18 protein-coding genes and 1 pseudogene are annotated in these 16,633 nt (G+C 72.1%); 10 read left to right on the top strand and 9 right to left on the bottom strand.

Annotated elements, in window-relative coordinates:
- Positions 1–36: 36 nt before the first annotated feature.
- From OVA32_RS01990 to OVA32_RS01960, 7 genes are read left to right on the top strand one after another with little or no spacing between them, the layout of a single operon-like run.
- Positions 37–1,290, top strand: coding sequence for an IS256 family transposase (locus OVA32_RS01990; RefSeq protein WP_041103000.1), 1,254 nt, complete (start codon positions 37–39; stop codon positions 1,288–1,290).
- A 43-nt stretch (positions 1,291–1,333) separates the two neighbouring features.
- Entirely contained in the window at positions 1,334–1,477 is a 144-nt protein-coding gene (locus tag OVA32_RS01985; RefSeq protein ID WP_324287924.1) for a nucleotide-binding domain containing protein, read from the top strand.
- 42 nt (positions 1,478–1,519) lie between these two features.
- Positions 1,520–2,317, top strand: coding sequence for a 2-oxo-tetronate isomerase (gene otnI / locus OVA32_RS01980; RefSeq protein WP_070708973.1), 798 nt, complete (start codon positions 1,520–1,522; stop codon positions 2,315–2,317).
- Positions 2,314–3,117 (top strand): DeoR/GlpR family DNA-binding transcription regulator, encoded by an 804-nt coding sequence (locus OVA32_RS01975; RefSeq protein ID WP_070708972.1) that lies wholly within the window; start codon positions 2,314–2,316, stop codon positions 3,115–3,117. The genes otnI and OVA32_RS01975 overlap by 4 nt, the downstream gene beginning before the upstream one ends.
- Positions 3,114–4,073 (top strand): D-erythronate dehydrogenase, encoded by a 960-nt coding sequence (gene denD / locus OVA32_RS01970; RefSeq protein WP_020625806.1) that lies wholly within the window; start codon positions 3,114–3,116, stop codon positions 4,071–4,073. Before OVA32_RS01975 ends, denD begins: the two co-directional genes overlap by 4 nt.
- 42 nt (positions 4,074–4,115) lie before the next feature.
- Positions 4,116–5,513 (top strand): GntP family permease, encoded by a 1,398-nt coding sequence (locus tag OVA32_RS01965; protein WP_049147435.1) that lies wholly within the window; start codon positions 4,116–4,118, stop codon positions 5,511–5,513.
- A 10-nt stretch (positions 5,514–5,523) separates the two neighbouring features.
- A complete protein-coding gene (locus tag OVA32_RS01960; RefSeq protein ID WP_049147437.1) occupies positions 5,524–6,147 on the top strand; it encodes an aldolase in 624 nt (207 codons plus the stop codon).
- Between the two features lie 90 nt (positions 6,148–6,237).
- On the opposite strand, the gene OVA32_RS01955 is transcribed toward OVA32_RS01960, so the two are convergent.
- A complete protein-coding gene (locus OVA32_RS01955; protein WP_020625207.1) occupies positions 6,238–7,299 on the bottom strand; it encodes a zinc-binding dehydrogenase in 1,062 nt (353 codons plus the stop codon).
- 265 nt (positions 7,300–7,564) lie between these two features.
- Between OVA32_RS01955 and OVA32_RS01950 the strand changes: the two genes are divergently transcribed.
- Positions 7,565–9,067 (top strand): long-chain-fatty-acid--CoA ligase, encoded by a 1,503-nt coding sequence (locus OVA32_RS01950; RefSeq protein WP_267714940.1) that lies wholly within the window; start codon positions 7,565–7,567, stop codon positions 9,065–9,067.
- Positions 9,068–9,249: 182 nt separating this feature from the next.
- On the opposite strand, the gene OVA32_RS01945 is transcribed toward OVA32_RS01950, so the two are convergent.
- From OVA32_RS01945 to OVA32_RS01920, 6 genes and pseudogenes are all read right to left on the bottom strand, one after another.
- Positions 9,250–10,002, bottom strand: a complete 753-nt coding sequence (locus OVA32_RS01945; protein ID WP_036315551.1) for a metal-dependent hydrolase — start codon at positions 10,000–10,002, stop codon at positions 9,250–9,252.
- A gap of 177 nt (positions 10,003–10,179) precedes the next feature.
- Entirely contained in the window at positions 10,180–10,914 is a 735-nt protein-coding gene (locus OVA32_RS01940) for an LrgB family protein (protein ID WP_036315548.1), read from the bottom strand.
- Complete coding sequence (locus OVA32_RS01935) at positions 10,911–11,273, bottom strand: CidA/LrgA family protein (protein WP_036315546.1); 363 nt, start codon at positions 11,271–11,273, stop codon at positions 10,911–10,913. Before OVA32_RS01935 ends, OVA32_RS01940 begins: the two co-directional genes overlap by 4 nt.
- Positions 11,270–11,977: a GntR family transcriptional regulator gene (locus OVA32_RS01930; RefSeq protein ID WP_267714936.1), complete on the bottom strand. Its 708-nt coding sequence runs from the start codon at positions 11,975–11,977 to the stop codon at positions 11,270–11,272. The genes OVA32_RS01935 and OVA32_RS01930 overlap by 4 nt, the downstream gene beginning before the upstream one ends.
- Positions 11,978–12,384: 407 nt before the next feature.
- Positions 12,385–13,605 (bottom strand): Fic family protein, encoded by a 1,221-nt coding sequence (locus tag OVA32_RS01925; protein ID WP_242934188.1) that lies wholly within the window; start codon positions 13,603–13,605, stop codon positions 12,385–12,387.
- Positions 13,602–13,949: pseudogene (locus OVA32_RS01920) on the bottom strand (GNAT family N-acetyltransferase); the annotation flags it as partial. The pseudogene OVA32_RS01920 and the gene OVA32_RS01925, both read right to left, overlap by 4 nt.
- A 110-nt stretch (positions 13,950–14,059) precedes the next feature.
- Here OVA32_RS01920 and OVA32_RS11620 point away from each other — a divergent pair.
- Entirely contained in the window at positions 14,060–15,202 is a 1,143-nt protein-coding gene (locus tag OVA32_RS11620) for a GNAT family N-acetyltransferase (protein WP_242934187.1), read from the top strand.
- 65 nt (positions 15,203–15,267) lie between these two features.
- Here OVA32_RS11620 and OVA32_RS01905 read toward each other — a convergent pair whose 3' ends face one another.
- Positions 15,268–15,717 (bottom strand): hypothetical protein, encoded by a 450-nt coding sequence (locus OVA32_RS01905; protein WP_267714933.1) that lies wholly within the window; start codon positions 15,715–15,717, stop codon positions 15,268–15,270.
- 135 nt (positions 15,718–15,852) lie between these two features.
- Between OVA32_RS01905 and OVA32_RS01900 the strand changes: the two genes are divergently transcribed.
- Positions 15,853–16,128 (top strand): hypothetical protein, encoded by a 276-nt coding sequence (locus tag OVA32_RS01900; RefSeq protein ID WP_230282511.1) that lies wholly within the window; start codon positions 15,853–15,855, stop codon positions 16,126–16,128.
- Here OVA32_RS01900 and OVA32_RS01895 read toward each other — a convergent pair.
- Positions 16,088–16,612, bottom strand: coding sequence for an RES family NAD+ phosphorylase (locus OVA32_RS01895; protein ID WP_230282510.1), 525 nt, complete (start codon positions 16,610–16,612; stop codon positions 16,088–16,090). The two genes, OVA32_RS01900 and OVA32_RS01895, sit on opposite strands and share 41 nt — an antisense overlap.
- Positions 16,613–16,633: the final 21 nt, after the last annotated feature.

The raw sequence follows: 16,633 nt of genomic DNA, 5'->3' as shown, positions 1-16,633 counted from the left end.
GAACCTCTCACAGCACCCTCGAATGGAGTCATCACGATGACCGCTCCTCATATTCTCGACCCTGCCGGCCTGCTGAGCGAAGCCCTGTCCGAAGCGTCCCCGGACATGATGCGCCACTTGCTGCAGACCATGATCAACACCCTGCTCTCCGCCGATGCCGACGCGGTGGTCGGCGCCGAATGGGGCAAGCCCACCCCGACACGGTCCGCCCAGCGCAACGGGTACCGGCACCGGGACCTGGACACCCGGGTCGGCACGGTCGATGTAGCCATCCCGAAGCTGCGCTCTGGGACGTACTTCCCGGAGTGGCTGCTGGAACGCCGAAAGAGAGCGGAGTCGGCGCTGATCACCGTGGTGGCGGACTGCTACTTGGCCGGGGTGAGTACCCGGCGGATGGACAAGCTGGTCAAGACCCTGGGGATCAATGCCCTCTCCAAGTCCCAGGTCTCCAGGATGGCCGCGGACCTGGATGAACACGTGGAGTCCTTCCGCCACCGGCCCCTGGATGAGGCCGGTCCGTTCACGTTCGTGGCCGCGGACGCGCTGACGATGAAGGTCCGCGAGGGCGGGCGGGTGGTCAACGCGGTGGTGCTGCTGGCTACCGGGGTCAACGGTGACGGCCACCGCGAGGTCCTGGGGATGCGCGTGGCGACCAGTGAGACCGGTGCGGCGTGGAACGAGTTCTTCGCTGACCTCGTGGCCCGGGGCCTGGCCGGGGTTCGCCTGGTCACCAGTGACGCCCATGCCGGGCTCAAGGACGCCATCGCCGCCAACCTGCCCGGCGCCACCTGGCAGCGGTGCCGGACCCACTACGCGGCGAACCTGATGGGCATCACCCCGAAGTCCATGTGGCCGGCGGTGAAGGCCATGCTCCACTCGGTCTACGACCAGCCCGACGCCACGGCGGTGAACGCGCAGTTCGATCGGCTGCTGGACTACGTGAGCGAGAAGCTCCCGGCGGTGGCCGAGCACCTCGGTGATGCCCGGGCGGACATCCTGGCCTTCACGACGTTCCCGAAGGACGTCTGGACGCAGGTCTGGTCGAACAACCCGGCCGAGCGGCTCAACCGGGAGATCCGCCGTCGCACCGACGCGGTGGGCATCTTCCCCAACCGGGCGGCCATCGTCAGGCTAGTGGGTGCGGTGCTGGCCGAGCAGACCGACGAATGGGCCGAAGGGCGCCGCTACCTCGGCCTCGAGGTCCTCGCCCGCTGCCGCCTCACCCCCGTCGAGGACACCGGAAGCGAGGTGGGCACCGACACCGACACTGCCCTCGAGCTCAGCGCCTGACAACCCCAACGAAGGATCCAACCGCTACACCACCACAAGGGGCTTGACCGTTGGTCCCCAGATCGCCCCCGGCGTCCCGTGGACGGCGAGCCTGGACGGTGCGGTGGACCTCGCGCTGAAGTCCGGGAACTTCGGGGACGAGGACTTCTTCTCCGCCGCTCAGCGCCTCACCGACCCCCGGACCTGACCCTCCACCGACCATCACCCGCCCGACACCGAGGATCCACCGATGCCGCAGTTCGCCGCGAATCTCAGCATGATGTTCACCGAGCGTCCCTTCCTGGAGCGCTTCGCCGCCGCCGCGGAGGCGGGCTTCACCGGTGTCGAGTACCTCTTCCCGTACGAGTACCCCGCCGCAGAGGTCGCGGCGGCCCTGCGCTCGGCCGGACTGACCCAGGCGCTGTTCAACGCCCCAGCCGGTGACTGGGACGCGGGGGAACGGGGGCTCGCGTCCCTGCCCGGCCGCGACGCGGAGTTCGAACGCGGCATCGCCACCGCCCTGGAGTACGCGCGCGCCCTCGCGTGCCCGCGGGTGCACGTGATGGCCGGCATCGCGGATCCCGACGACGCCGACGCCCGACGCCGTTACGTGGAGCGGATCCGCCGCGCCTGCGACGCCGCGGCGCAGCACGGCGTGGAGGTCCTGCTGGAGCCCATCAATGCGGTGGACATGCCGGGGTACTTCCTGTCCCGTGTCCCGCAGGCCCGGGAGCTGCTGGCCGAGGTTGACCGCCCCAACGTCGGATTGCAGCTGGACCTCTACCATGCCCAGATCACCGAGGGGGACCTCACCCGACTGGTGGACACATCTGTGGACCTCACCCGCCACGTGCAGATCGCCGGCGTCCCGGACCGTCATGAGCCGGACACCGGAGAGGTCGCCTACGAGCACCTGTTCGCGCACCTGGACAAGGCCGGCTACACGGGCTGGGTGGGCTGCGAGTACCGCCCCGCCGGGCGCACCGAGGACGGCCTCGGCTGGTTCGCGGCACACCGCGGGTCCCAGCGCCCCGGAGAACGGGCATGATCGCGGACGAGCGGCGGCGGCGTCTGGTCAACCTCGTGGTGGAGCGCGGCTCTGCCTCCGTGACCGCGCTGGCGGATGAGCTGGGCGTGTCCTCCATGACCGTGCGCCGGGATGTGAAGCGGCTCGAGGAGGAGGGCCGCCTCGTCTCCGTGGCTGGCGGCGTCGCCAAGCCGGCGCGCCTGTCCCTGGACGCGACGCACCGGGTGAAGCTTGGGATCCGGCCCCGGGAGAAGGCGGCCATCGCCCGCCGAGCGGCAGAGCTGATCCGCCCGGGGGACCTCCTTTATCTGGACGCCGGGACCACCATGCTCGCCCTGGCCCGACTGCTTGCGGCCCGCCCCGCCGCGGAACGGGTCGACGTGGTCACCAACGACCTGGCCGTGGCGGCGGCCGTCGGCGAGCACCCGGGAGCCCAGATCCACGTGCTCGGCGGCCGCCTGGACGCCGGGAACCTGTCCACGGACGGACCCACTGCCGCCGCGGAGCTGGCGGGTTTCAACATCGACCTGGCGTTCATCTCGGCGTCCTCGTTCGACCTCCGCGGACTCTCGGTGCCCACCGAAGGCAAGGCGATCGTGAAGCGAAGCATCGCCGAGCACGCGGACCGCTGCGTGCTCGTCGCGGACTCCTCGAAGTACGGGCGCGTGTCCACCTTCAAGGCCCTCCCCCTCCGGGCCTTCGACGCGATCGTCACCGACCCCGCGTTGCCCGACGCCGTCCGCGATCGGGCGACCGCGGTCGGTGTGGACCTCCTATTGACCCCCCTTCCCGACCCTTCCCACGTAGGAGAACACCCATGAACATCGTCGTCACCGGCGGCGCCGGCTTCCTCGGCAGCCGCGTGATCCGCTCCCTCCTCCAGGCCCAGGACGCCGGCCGCCTGCCCGTGCCGGTGGACTCCGTCGTCTCGCTCGACCTGGCGCCCTGCCCTGTGGAGGACCCCCGGGTGAGCTCCCGAGTCGGCGACATGGCCGACCCCGCGGTCCTGGCCGAGGCCATCACCGCAGACACGGCAGGGATCTTCCACCTCGCCGCCGTGCTCTCCGGCGGCGCCGAGCAGGACTTCAACCTCGCGCTGCGCGTGAACGTGGACGCCACGGAGCGGCTGCTGGAGGCCGCCCGTGCCACCGGGGCCCGGCCCCGGTTCGTCTTCACCAGCTCCCTGGCCGTGTTCGGCAGCGCCGTGCCGACGGTGGTCCCCGAAGACCTGGCCACCCAGCCCGAGTCCACCTACGGGGCGACGAAGGCCATCGGCGAACTGCTGGTCAACGAGTACTCGCGCAAGGGGTACGTGGACGGCCGGGTCTGCCGGCTGCCCACCATCTCGGTGCGACCCGGGAAGCCGAACTCGGCCGCGTCCTCGTTCGCCAGCGGCATCATCCGCGAGCCCCTCCAGGGTCTGCAGGCTGAGCTGCCGGTGCCGGAGGACACCCGGATGTGGCTGTCCTCCCCCGACACGGCGGTGCAGAACCTCGTGCACGCCTTCATCGTGGAATCCGAGCGGCTAGGGGGCTGGCGGGTGCTGAACATCCCGGGCGTCTCCGTGACCGTGGCGGAGATGCTCGACGCCCTCGAGGCCGTCGGGGGGCCCGAGGCACGGGCACGGGTCGTCCCACGCCCGGATCAGAGGGTCATGGACATCGTGTGCTCGTGGCCCGGCGAGTTCGACGTCGAGCGAACCCTGTCCCTCGGCTTCCGCCCAGACAGCAGCTTCGAGGCCGCCGTCCGTCAGTTCCACCGCGAGTTCGTCGCCTGAGTCGGCCTCACCCCTCGGATCCACACCACTAGGAGAACCACCATGAACGGGCTCGAAGCCTCCGAGATCGGTGCGCTGGTCGGCCTCACGGCAGCCGTCGCCCTGCTCATCTTCTTCGTCATCCGGACCAAGATCCACGCCGTCCTGGCCTTGGTCATCGCCGCCTCCATCGCGGGTCTGGCGGCCGGGATGGCCCCGGACGCCGTTATCCAGGCCATCACCACCAGCTTCGGCTCGACCCTCGGGACCATCGGCCTCGTCATCGGCATGGGCGTGATGATGGGGCGCATCCTCGAGGTCTCGGGGGCCGCGGAAAAGCTGGCCTACTCCCTCATCCGCGTGCTGGGTAAGGGGAAGGAGGAGTGGGCGCTCGCCGGCGCGGGCTTCGTCATCTCCATCCCGATCTTCGTGGACTCCGCCTTCGTGATCCTGCAGCCGCTCGTGCGGTCGCTGGCCCGGACCTCCGGGCGGTCCATCCTCACCCTGGGCATCGCCCTCGCCGGCGGCCTGGTCGTCACCCACCACGCCGTCCCCCCGACGCCGGGCCCGCTCGGCGCCGCCGGCATCTTCGACGTGAACGTCGGCGAGATGATCCTCTGGGGCCTCATCCTCAGCTTCCCCGCCATGATCGCGGTGACCCTGTACGCGAAGGTCATGGGTCCGAAGATCGAGGCCATGATCGAACGGGACACGGGCGAACGCCTCTCCCCCGCGGAGGCCTTCGAGGAGTTCCAGGAGCGTGCCGCCGTCCGGGAACGCGAGCTGCCCGGGCTGTTCATCTCGATCCTGCCGATCCTGCTGCCGATCGTCCTGATCTTCCTGAACACCTTCTCCGCCACCATGGTGGAGAACAACGAAGGTGCCCTGCCTGCCGGGCTGGTCTCCACGCTCGCCTTCATCGGCAACCCCGTCATCGCCCTGCTGCTCGGCGTCCTCGTGGCGATCTACGGCCTCGCCCGCAACCAGTCGCGCCAGGAGACTCTGGACGACATGGAGTTCGGCGTACAGTCGGCGGGCATCATCCTGTTGGTCACCGGCGCCGGCGGAGCCCTCGGCGGCGTTCTGCGCGAGTCCGGGACGGCGGAGTCCATCGGCCAGGCGGTGGCCGGCCTCCCCCTGCCGACCATCCTGATCCCGTTCGTCATCGCGACCATCGTCCGCCTCATCCAGGGGTCCGGTACGGTGGCCATCATCACCTCCGCCTCGATCTCCGCACCCATCCTCGCGGCCATGCCGGATGTGAACATGGTGTTGGCCGCGCAGGCCGCCGCCCTCGGCTCGCTGTTCTTCGGTTACTTCAACGACAGCTTCTTCTGGGTGGTGAACCGGATGCTGGGCATCAAGAACGCCAAGCATCAGATCCTCGCGTGGTCCATCCCCACCACGATCGCCTGGGCGACCACCCTGGTCGCCCTGCTCATCGCCAACGCACTCGTCTGAGAGGAGCCCCGTGACCGACGAGTCCTTGCTGCGCCGTCAGATCGCCGAGTTCGGTGCAAGCCTGTTCTCCCGTGGATTCTCCGTGGGCAGCGCCGGCAACATCAGCGTCCGGATCGAGGGCGGGTATCTCATGACGCCCACCAACTCCTCCCTCGGCCGGCTGGACCCCGAGGCGCTCTCCGTGCTGGATGAACACTGGAGGCACCAGGCTGGTCCCCGGCCGTCCAAGGAGGTGGTGATGCATCGGGCCATGTACGAGGCCCGCCCGGAGGCACAGGCGATCGTGCACCTGCACTCCACCTACGTGACGGCGTACAGCTGCCTGGCCGAGGACGGGGGCATCCCGCCCCTCACCCCGTACTTCGTGATGCGGCTGGGCCGGGACGTGCCGACCGTCCCCTACCACCGACCCGGTTCGGCGGAGATGCTGGACGACATCCTCGGGGCCGGGCGCCGGTCCCCCGGCGTGGTGCTGGCCAACCACGGCTCGATCGTCGCCGGTGCCACGTTGGAGAGCGCGGTCAACGCCGCGGAGGAGCTGGAGGTGTCGGCGCAGCTCGCCTTCCTGCTGGAGGGGCGCCCCACCCGCCCGCTGACCGAGGCGCAGGTCCAGGAGCTCCTCGGGCCGCAGTGACCCGAGGCCGATGGCCGGCGCGCGGGGCGTGGTGCGGACGTGGCCGCCCACCTTCCTAGCAGAGGCGGGCACGCTCAGCGCGCGGGTGCCTCAGACCTCCAGCAGCACCTTGATCTCGCGGCGCTCGTCCATGGCCCGGTACGCCTCGGCGGCGTCGTCGAGCGGCATGCGCGCGGTGAACACGCGGCCGGGCTGGATCTCCCCGGACTGGATGCGCTCGATCAGCTCGGGCAGGAAGCGGCGGACGGGCGCGGGCCCGCCCTCGAGGTGGATCTCACGGCCGAAGAGATCGGAGCCGTCGAGGGTCTGGTCGTGGGAGACGCCCACAAACCCGACGTACCCGCCGGGGCGCACCGAGGCCAGGGCCTGGTCCATGGAGCCCTGCGTGCCGACGGCCTCGCACACCCCGTGCGCTCCGTAGCCGCCGGTGAGCTCGCGCACCTGGGCGGCGCCCTCCTCGCCACGCTCGGCGATCACGACGTCCGCGCCGAACTCCCGGGCGAGCGCGGCCCGATCCTCATGGCGGGAGAACACGATGACCTTCTCCGCGCCGAGGGTCTTGGCGGCCAGGACGGCGCACAGGCCGACGGCGCCGTCGCCGACCACGGCGATGGTCTTGCCGGGGCCGGCCTGCGCGGCGACGGCGGCGTACCAGCCGGTGCCGAGCACATCCGAGGCGGCGAGGTAGTCGGCCAGGCGGTCCGGGTCCGAGGGCTCACCCCCGGGCACCTTCACGAGGGAGCCGTCCGCGAGCTCGACACGCATGTACTGCGCCTGGCTGCCCGTGTACTCGCCGGCGTTGACGCAGCGGGACTGGTAGCCGGCCTGGCAGATCTCGCACGTGTTGTCCGAGAGCATGAACGAGCCGATCACGAAGTCGCCGACCTCGAGGGTGGCGACGTCCTCGCCCTTCTCCACGATCGTGCCGACGTACTCGTGGCCCATGCGCCGGTGGTCGACCTTGTTGTGGCCGCGGTAGGGCCACAGGTCCGAGCCGCACACGCACGCGGCGGCCAGCTTCAGGACCACATCCGTGGGCTGAGCGACGCGCGGGGTGTCCACCTCCTCCACGACGACGTCGCCCGGCGCACGCATGACGACCGCCTTCATCGTCGCGGGGATGGCAGGGGTGGCGGGGGTCTGTGCGGTCATGGTCTGTCCTCCGGTCTGGCCCGGCGGTCCGGGCGGCGGTGTGCGGGGACCAGTCTTGCGCCCCTGTGCTGTGAAGACGACAGATCGGCGACGCGGGCGGGGCCGATGGATGACCGCGCGCCAGCGACATCACCGCCGGGCAGAACCGCGGTGATGTCGCTGGCGTGAGGTCGGCCGACACACCCCACTCGGCTCACAGCGAACGAGCACCGCCGGGCGTTACGCTGTGGTTCCCATCACATCCGACTCCCCCCGGAGGCCCGTCGTGACCCTCACCCTGCCCGCCCGCCTCGAGCGCACCGCCGCCGAGCATCCGCACTCCACCGCCCTGATCCTCGGCGAGAACCGCATGACATACGCGGAGCTGCAGGACCAGTCCCAGCGTCTGGCCGGGCTCATGCGGCAGGAGGGCATCGGCCCCGGGGACCGCGTGGCGCTCATGGTGCCGAACATCCCGGCGTTCCCGGTGGTGTTCTTCGCGGCCCTGCAGCTGGGCGCCGTCGTCGTCCCGATGAACCCGCTGTTCAAGCGCCGCGAGATCGAGTACTACCTGGAGGACTCGGGCGCGTCGATGCTGTGGTCCGTGCCGTCCGAGGAAGCCGTGGAGGGCGCCCGCGAGCGCGGTGTGCCGCTGCGCACCCTCGGCGAGGACGGCCTCGCCCCGCACCTCGCGGAGAGCCCCGGCCCGGTCACCGAGACCGTCGAGCGGGACCTCGAGGACGACGCCGTCATCCTCTACACCTCCGGCACCACCGGCCGCCCCAAGGGGGCCCAGCTGACCCACCGGAACATGGGCACCAACGCGGACACCGCGGCGGAGACGCTGATCCAGCTCCAGCACGGGGAGACCGTGCTCGGCTGCCTGCCCCTGTTCCACGTGTTCGGCCTCACGTGCGCGCTCATGGCGCCCGTGACGATGGGCGCCAGCCTGGCGTTGATCCCCCGCTTCGATCCCGCCGTGGCCGCGCAGACCGTCCGGGAGTGCGCGGTGGACGTGTTCATCGGCGTGCCCACCATGTACGGGGCCGTGCTGGCCGCGGCCAAGGACCATCCGGAGGACCTGGCCAGCCTGCGCCTGGGCGTCTCCGGTGGATCCGCCCTGCCCGTGGAGCTGCTGCGCCGCTTCGAGGCCACCTTCGACTGCGAGATCCTGGAGGGCTACGGCCTGTCCGAGACCTCCCCGGTGGCGTGCTTCAACCACCCGGGCGAGGAGCACCATCCGGGCTCGATCGGACGCGCCGTCCGAGGGTGCGAGATGCAGCTGGTGACGCCGGACGGGGCCGTCGTGCCCGAGGGCGATGAGGAGACCCTGGGCGAGGTGTGGATCCGCGGGGAGAACGTGATGAAGGGCTACTGGGGCAAGCCGGAGGCCACCGCCCAGGCCATCACCGAGGACGGCTGGTTCCGCTCCGGCGACCTCGCCCGGCGCGATGCCGCGGGCAACTACTACATCGTGGACCGCACGAAGGACATGATCCTGCGCGGCGGGCTCAACGTGTACCCGCGCGAGATCGAGGAGGTGCTCTACGAGCACCCGGCCGTCGCGGAGGCCGCCGTGGTGGGGGTGCCCCACCCGGAGCTCGGCCAGGAGGTCGCCGCGCACGTGGTGCTCGCCCCCGGTGCGCACGCCACGGAGGAGGAGCTGATCCAGCACGTGAAGTCCCAGGTGGCGCCCTACAAGTACCCGCGCACCGTGACCGTGCGGGACGGGCTGCCCAAGACCGCCACCGGCAAGATCCTCAAGCGGGAACTGACGCCGACGGAGTGAGCTCGGGATGACCGCCCGGGCCCGCGTGTGGGCCGAGGTGCTTGCGGAGGCGGGCGCCGCCGTCGCGCCGGGTGGCGGTCGGCGCCCCGGGGCAGGTGCACGCGCTGCTGCCGGACTGCGGATGCGACGCCTGCGACCCCGGGTCGGACGAGCTGCTCGAGGCCGTGGCCGGGTGCCGCCGCTCAGAACAGTGCCGCCACCCCCCGAGCGGCGAGCGGGATGAGCCGCACGGCCCGCACCACGGTGAACGCAGTGACCACCGAGACGAGCGCCCACTCCCGCCAGGACCCGGTCCGGCCGAGCAGGGGGAGCCGGAACCGTCCGGAGGACTGCCACCACCACAGGCGCGCGGGGGGCTCCGGGCTGAGCGGCCAGAGCAGGGCCACCCCGTTGTTGGTGAGGGCGTCGCCGAGGATGTGCACGCTCACGCCGACGGCCACGGAGGCGGGGATCCACCACAGCCCGTCGCTGAGGACGGTCGCCGACACCGCGACCAGGATGCCGAGCGCCCACGCGGCCCTCCATCCCCGGTTCGGGAGCAGTCGGAGGGCCTTGGCAGCCACGGCCGCCAGGAACGCGGCGATGACCCCCTGCCCCGGCGTGTAGACGTGCCCCGCGATCGGCACCTGGATGGAGGCGGCCGCCGTCGCGATGGCGGTGAACGCCGCGACCCCCACCAGCGAGTGTGTGCCGCGCCGATGCCCGCCGGCCACGTGGCGGATGCCGCGGCTCATCCACTCGGTCAGGGGCGGCAGGGCGTGGACGACGGTGGCGCGGGGGTGGTCCCAGTCGCTGATCATGGCCGCGCCGGCGGTGGTCACGGCGCCGAGCAGCTGGAGTTCGGCGGGCAGGTGCAGCACGGCGATCGGCGACTGCCAGTGCGTGAGCGCCAGCCAGGCCGCGGCGCCGGTGGCCGCGTGGGACGGGCCCATCATGGGTGGGGTCCTCTCGTTCGCAGGACCGGGCCGCGTCACCGCGCCAGCGAGGGCCGGCGGGCGGCCCGCGGGGAAGGAAGAGGACCAGGGTGGCAGGCGGGGCGGACACGGTAAGGACGCCGCCGCGGCTGGAGCGGGTCGAGGCGGCTGCCCGGCCGGGGGCGGCCGCCCGGCCCCTCACCCCGTCATCGCCAGCACCAGCGGGGCCAGCAGGGCGGTGAGCACACCGGAGCAGGCCATGGCGAGGGCGGAGAACGCACCGGTCTTCGGGCCTTCGGCGAGGGCGCGGGCGGTGCCGATGCCGTGGGAGCTCACGCCGATGGCCAGGCCGCGCACGCGGGGGTCGCGCACGCGCAGCCGGTCGAGCACCCAGGGGGCCAGCACGGCGCCGAGCACGCCGGTGAGCACGGGGAGCACGGCGGCGAGGGAGACGATCCCGCCGCCGGCGTCGGCCACCGCCATGGCGATCGGCGTCGTCGCGGACTTGGGGGCGAACGTGGCGGCCAGCGCGGCGTCCCCGCCCATTGCCCGCACGATCAGCACGGCGCTCACCATGGCGGTCAGCGAGCCGACGGTGACCCCGACGGCGACCGGCAGCAGCAGCTTCCGGATGTCAGGGCCGGCCCGGTACAGGGGGACGGCGAGGGCCACGGTGGCGGGGCCCAGCAGGAAGGTGAGGTAGCTGCCGCCGATCATGTAGGTCTCGTAGTCGATGCCGGTCAGGGCCAGGAACGCGGCCACCAGCACGATCGTCACGAGCACGGGCGTGAGCAGGGCGGTCTGCCGGGCGGCGAGCCACAGGCGGCGGGAGAGCACAGCAACGGCGAGGGTCAGCGCGATGCCGAACAGCGGTGTGTGCAGGAGCGCGTCCCAGGCCTCGGCGAGGGAGTCGGTCAGTTCGGCGGCGTTCACTGTGCGTCCTCCTTGTCCGTGAGGCGGCGGGCGAGCGGGGCGGCGACGCCGGCGGTGACCACCAGCCCCAGCAGCCAGGGCACCACGAAGCCGACCAGCATCAGCGCCCGGTGTTCCTCGATGAGGCCCAGCACCGCGACGACGCCGACGCCCGCCGGGACGAACAGCAGCGGCAGGTGCTGGAGCAGGTGATGGCTCGCCGTCATCACCGGCGCGTCCTCGGCCGGCCGGCGCCACGCGAGCAGGCCGAGCAGCAGGAGCATGCCCAGCACGGCCCCGGGGATCGGCAGGTGCAGCGTGTCGGCCACGAGCGTGCCCGCCAGCTGGCAGAGCAGCAGGATCAGCAGGCCCTCGATCATCGGGGTTCACCTGCCTCGGACGGGCCCACGGGCGGCAGGCCGGGGACGACGCCGCTCCCCGCGGCGTCGAGGTGCGCCTGCAGGGCGCGCTGGGCGTCTGCGGCGCGCCCGGCGGCCAGCTGGGCGCAGATCTCGGCGTGCCCATCGAGGAGGCGGCGGGCGGCGTCGACGGATCCGCCGGTGGCGGCGTGGATCAGGCGTGCCAGGCGGGGGGCGAAGGTGCGCACGACCTCGTCGAAGGCGGCGTTGCCGCACGTGGCGATCACGTCCCGGTGGAACCGCACGTCCAGCGCGGAGAACGCCGCGAGGTCGCCGGCGTCCAGGGCGGCGCGCTGCTGCTCCAGGTTGGCGGTGAGCGTGGCGACGAGGGGCCCGACGGCGTCGGGCCGCGCGACGACCGTGGCGAGGGCGGTGGACTCGAGGAGGCCGCGCAGGGCCGTGAGGTCGGCCACGGTCTGCGGCGTGAGGGCCTGCACGGCCGCGCCCTTCTTGGGGAGGAGCCGCACCAGGCCCCAGCGCTCGAGCTGGAGGAGGGCCTCCCGGGCCGGCGTCCGGGAGATGCCGGCCTCCGTGGAGAGCTGGACCTCGGTGAGCATCTCCCCCGCGGCGATCTCACCGCGGACGATGCGCCAGGCGACGTCGTGGGCCAGGCGGCCGGCAGCCGTGGCACGACTGCCCCATAAGGGGTCGGAGAGTGGAGTCATGCGGGCCAGAGTAATCGGATGCATGCATGGATGTATGCATTGTGTCGGACTCGGAAGGGGTCCGGGTGGGGAGGGGCCCAAGATGCCGGCGCCTGTCGAAGCGGGCACGCGGAGCGGCTGTCAGCCGCGATCTGAGTCCCGAGGCGCTCCAGCAGCTCCTGCGCGCTCGCCGTAGGCACGGCGAGCCGCTCGCGCCCGTGGCGTACGCGGTCCTGCGGCAGGACTGGGCGTCCGGCACGACGACGCCGGTCCTTGCCGGGTCGGTGTCCCTACTGGACCTGGGGTTCGAGACGTACGGCCTGCACCGGGTGGTGGCGCAGATGGACGCCCGCAACCCGATGCCCGCCCGGATGGCCGGGACACTACACACGACACTGAGGCTGGTCGCCCCGGTCGTCCACCCCCGGTCAACCCCGCCGGCCCGCACGCGCGGCGAACTCGTCCAGACAGGTGAGCACCTCGGTGGCCAGCCACACCCGGTTCCGACGCTGAGCGGACACGGCCTGCAGAGCGCCGGCCTCGACAAGCTGGTCCACGGCCCGCTGGGCGGCCGGGCGCGAGACACCCAGCGCCTGGGCCAGATGGTCCACGGTCACGGCGGGTTGCGCGATGATCACCGCGAGCGCCCGCCAGACCGCCGCGTCCCGCCGGGCGGTGAGCCGCTCGCGCCAGCCGGTCAGGGCCTCGTCCAGGTCCGCGACGAGCTCTCGGCCGTTGCCGACGGCGGCCAGGGCGGCCTGCGCGAAGCGGCGCACGATGGGCGCGGGGTCGCCGTCGCGGTAGGCGGTGAGGGCGTCGAAGTATCCGGCCGTGTCCGTGAGGAGTCCCGCTGAGAGGGGCACCCCCATACGGGTGATCGCGCCGACCCGGTGCAACACGGCGTGCACGAGGACGCGCCCGGTGCGGCCGTTGCCGTCCGCGAACGGGTGGATGGTCTCGAACTGGGCATGTGCGATGGCGGCCTGCACGAGGGCGGGCACGTCCGTGCGTCGCAGGTAGGCGAAGAGATCGTCCATCCCGGCACGCAGGCGCTCCGGGTGGGGCGGGACGAACTGTGCCGTGTGCGGCGTGGGCGCCCCGCCCCCGATCCACCCCTGCGCATCGCGGTAGGCGCCCGGCCGGGCATACTCCTGGCCGTCCATGAGGGCACGATGGGCGGCCAGCAGGGCGGGCTCGTCGAGGTCGGCGGCCAGCCGGGAAGCAGCCCCCATGGCCCTCACGTTCGCCGCCACGAGCGCTGCGTTCGGGCGGGTGCGGTCGCCGAGAGTCGCCAGGGCGAGGGCTTGCGCGCCCGCGGTGATGTGCTCGATCTGCGAGGAGGACGCGGACTCAGTGCGCAGGAGCACCGCATCGATCGGCGCGATCTCTCCAGTGAGCCCCGGGAGGGCGTGGCTGATCTCAGCATCGAAGCGCACGACGGCGGCCGTCGCCTCCTCGACCTCGGTCGCCAGATCGGAGGGCAGGTCGAACCCGAGTCGGGCGATACGGGCTGGGAGCGCGGCTCGATACGGGCCCGACGCGCGCACGCGAGCGCGGCGGGAGCGCAGCCCGGCGTCATCCGGGCCCGCGGCCCAGGGGCGCTCTTCCCAGCCGGCGGCCCACGGGGTCGGGCGCGGATCGTTGCTCATGCCGCCACCTTACGCAACGTTATGTCTAGAGAGTTGCGTACTTCTGGGCGTCGTGAGGTGGAAAGCCGTCTGCCCCGGGCCCGAAGCTCCGAGGCGAGCATCGCGTAAGTGACGCCGTCCACCCAGCCGCGGGTGCGGTGCAGTGACTCCTCCTTGAAGGTGCCCTCGTGGCGCAGGCCGACCTTCTCCATCACGCGCAGGATGGGCGCGTTGTCCGCGAAGGCGTGAGCCTCCACGGGTCGGACGCCGAGGCCTGCGAAGGCGAGGTCCAGCAGGGCACAGGCCAGCTCGGTGGCGCGGCCCCGGCCGGCGTGGGCCTGGGCTATGGTCCAGCCGATCTCGGCCTGCGCGTCCCGGGCTTCCTCGCGCGGTGCGCCGCGAGGTCGAGGAGGGGCGTGGCCATGGGGTCACGGCAACGGGCGGCGGTGACGTCCCCTCCCCTACTCTCGGCCCCATGGACGTCACCTTCACTCCACTCGACCCGGCAGGCGCCGACCGGGACGCGCTCGTCGCCCTGCTCACCGAGAACGCGTGGCCGTTCCACACGCGCCCGCGCGTCACCCGGCCGGAGGCGGAGAAGGCCGTCGATGGCGGCGCCTGGGAGGATGAGGACCACCGCACCTTCTGGATCGAGCATCCCGAGCACGGCCGCGTCGGCGTGGTGCGCCTGGAGGACCTCACGGACCCCACCCCCTTGTTCGACCTGCGCGTGGCGGAGCGGTTCCGCGGGCGCGGGCTCGGCGCGCAGATCCTCACCGCGCTCACCCGGCGCGTCTTCGAGACGATGCCCGCGGTGGACCGCTTCGAGGGCCAGACCCGCGAGGACAACGTCCCCATGCTGCGCACCTTCCGCCGGGCCGGCTGGGTCAAGGAGGCGCACTACCGGCGCGGCTGGCCCGTGGACGGCGGCGAGCCGCTCGCGTCCGTGGCCTACGCAATGTTGCGCCAGGACTGGGCGTCCGGCACGACGACGCCGGTCCCCGCCGACGTCGACGCCCCGCCTCCGGCGGGGCGCAAGGAGGGCGCGGCTGCGGGCGGCCGCGCCCCTGACTGGCCGTTGCCCACCGCACGGCTGACGCTGCGGCCGCACCGGGAGGACGACTTCGGCTGGTTGCAGGAGATGTACACGCAGCCCGAGGTGGTGCGCCACCTGCTGGACGAGCCCTGGGACGAGGCGACCGCGCGGGCGAAGCTGGCCAAGCGGATCACGTGGGACGACCTCGGCGGCCCGTCCGGGGCGGTGTCCCTGGTGGTGGAGCACGCGGGCGTCCCCGTGGGTGACGTGATCCTGTGGCTGACGGACCGCGAGCGCGGTGTCGCGGAGATCGGCTGGGCACTGGATCCGCGGCATGCCGGTCAAGGCTTCGCCCGGGAGGCCGCGGCTGCGCTGCTGGACCTGGGGTTCGAGACGTCTGGCCTGCACCGGGTGGTGGCACAGATGGATGCCCGCAACACGGCGTCCGCCCGACTGGCCGAGACGCTCGGGATGCGTCGAGAGGCACACCACCGGCAGGACCTGTGGAGCAAGGGCGAGTGGACGGACACCCTCGTCTACGCGATGCTCGCGAGCGACCGGGGGGTGAGGGGCCATCTATGACGACGAACGGACTTCTACGCTCACCCCATGTAGCTCGAGACCGTGAGGGGGTGGACTCGCGAGGCTCACCAGGTGTGCGGACCGAGGTCCTCGAGGATCTCCAGGTCGAGAAGCCACTCGTCAGGGCGGGGAGTCTCGGGGAGCACCGGCTCGGAGGCGCCGACGTAGACGACCTCCCCCAAGCCGAGGCCGGTGGCCTCCTCCGGCTCCAGGATCGTCAGGTCAGCGTGGCCGGGGACGCGGTCGATCTCGGCGAGCCGCCCCGAGGGCCACACCTCGTGTACCGCCCTCACCACGGCCCGCACACGACGCAACGGGATCGACCCGGCGGGGCTGCCGTCGTCGTGATGGGTGACGACCCAGCCTGCAGAGGCCAGGGGCCCAGCCTGACTCACTCCCCGGGAGGGCAGCAGGATCAGCTCGTGGACTTCCCCCACGGCGATCGGGTCACCGCAGCATTCCTGCTCCCGGTCCGAGAGCGAGGCGCGGCCGACGGCGCCAACGGTGATGTCCATGGTCGGAGTGTAGGGGCGGGGCCTCACCCGTGGGCGCGCGGGGCGTCTTCACCGGTGATGCTGGGGATTGGACTTGAGCCCAGGCGAGTGAAGGCCCGGACAACTCACCCTCACCGCGTACATAGGATCGACGCCATGACGCGAACGGGAGCCTTCACCATCGTGGGACTGGCCGCCTTCGCTATCTCCACCGGCATCCTGGTTCTCCTGCTGATCACGGACTCGGAGACGCCTCGGGAGACGATGGCCTTCTTCGCCCTGATCATCGGCTGCTGCGCACTGTCCGCGCTCTGCTTCGCTGCGGCGAAACGCGTTCTGCTGGTGCTGCTGTCCGGCGCGCTGGCTGTCGTCAGCTTCCCCCTCGCCCTGTTCATCGGGTACGTCGTGGAGATGCTCCAGAGCCAGCAGTGACACCGCCCGGGGCGCGCGTCACCCGGGGCGCTCCGCCCTCGTTCCAGCGGAACAGGGTGAGGTGCCACAGCCCGGGGGCCGTGCGGGACGGGTCGATCAGCCCGTGCGCGCCGGCCTCCTCCAGGCGGCGGCGGACCGCCCACGACGACGGCTCCTCCCCCACTTCCACGGCCGGCTTCCACGGGGCCATGGCGTCGGCGAGGTCGACGCCGAGGGCCGCGAGCGCCTCGGCGTCGCGCAGATCCACGATCCGTTCGGCATGAACGTCGAAGGTCAGCAGCTCGCGCGGCGGGGTGGTCGCGTCCGTGTGAGCAACCATGGCCGCGTCCACTCCTTCCGGTGAGGAGCTGAGGTAGAGCGTGGGTGCGTCCGGTGGCGAGTACCGACCGGCGGAGCGGGAGCCGCGAAGGGCGCTATCGACGAACCGGGCGTCCACGGCGCGGTAGAACGTGCCAGCGACCACGGTGAAGGGCAAGAGGGTCATGGGGTCATGATGCCGGGGAGA

This window comes from Micrococcus sp. SL257 (genome assembly GCF_026625585.1).
Classification (GTDB): Bacteria; Actinomycetota; Actinomycetes; order Actinomycetales; family Micrococcaceae; genus Micrococcus; species Micrococcus luteus.
Note: the sequence above shows the minus strand (reverse complement) of the source record. Positions and strands in the feature narration are given on the sequence as shown.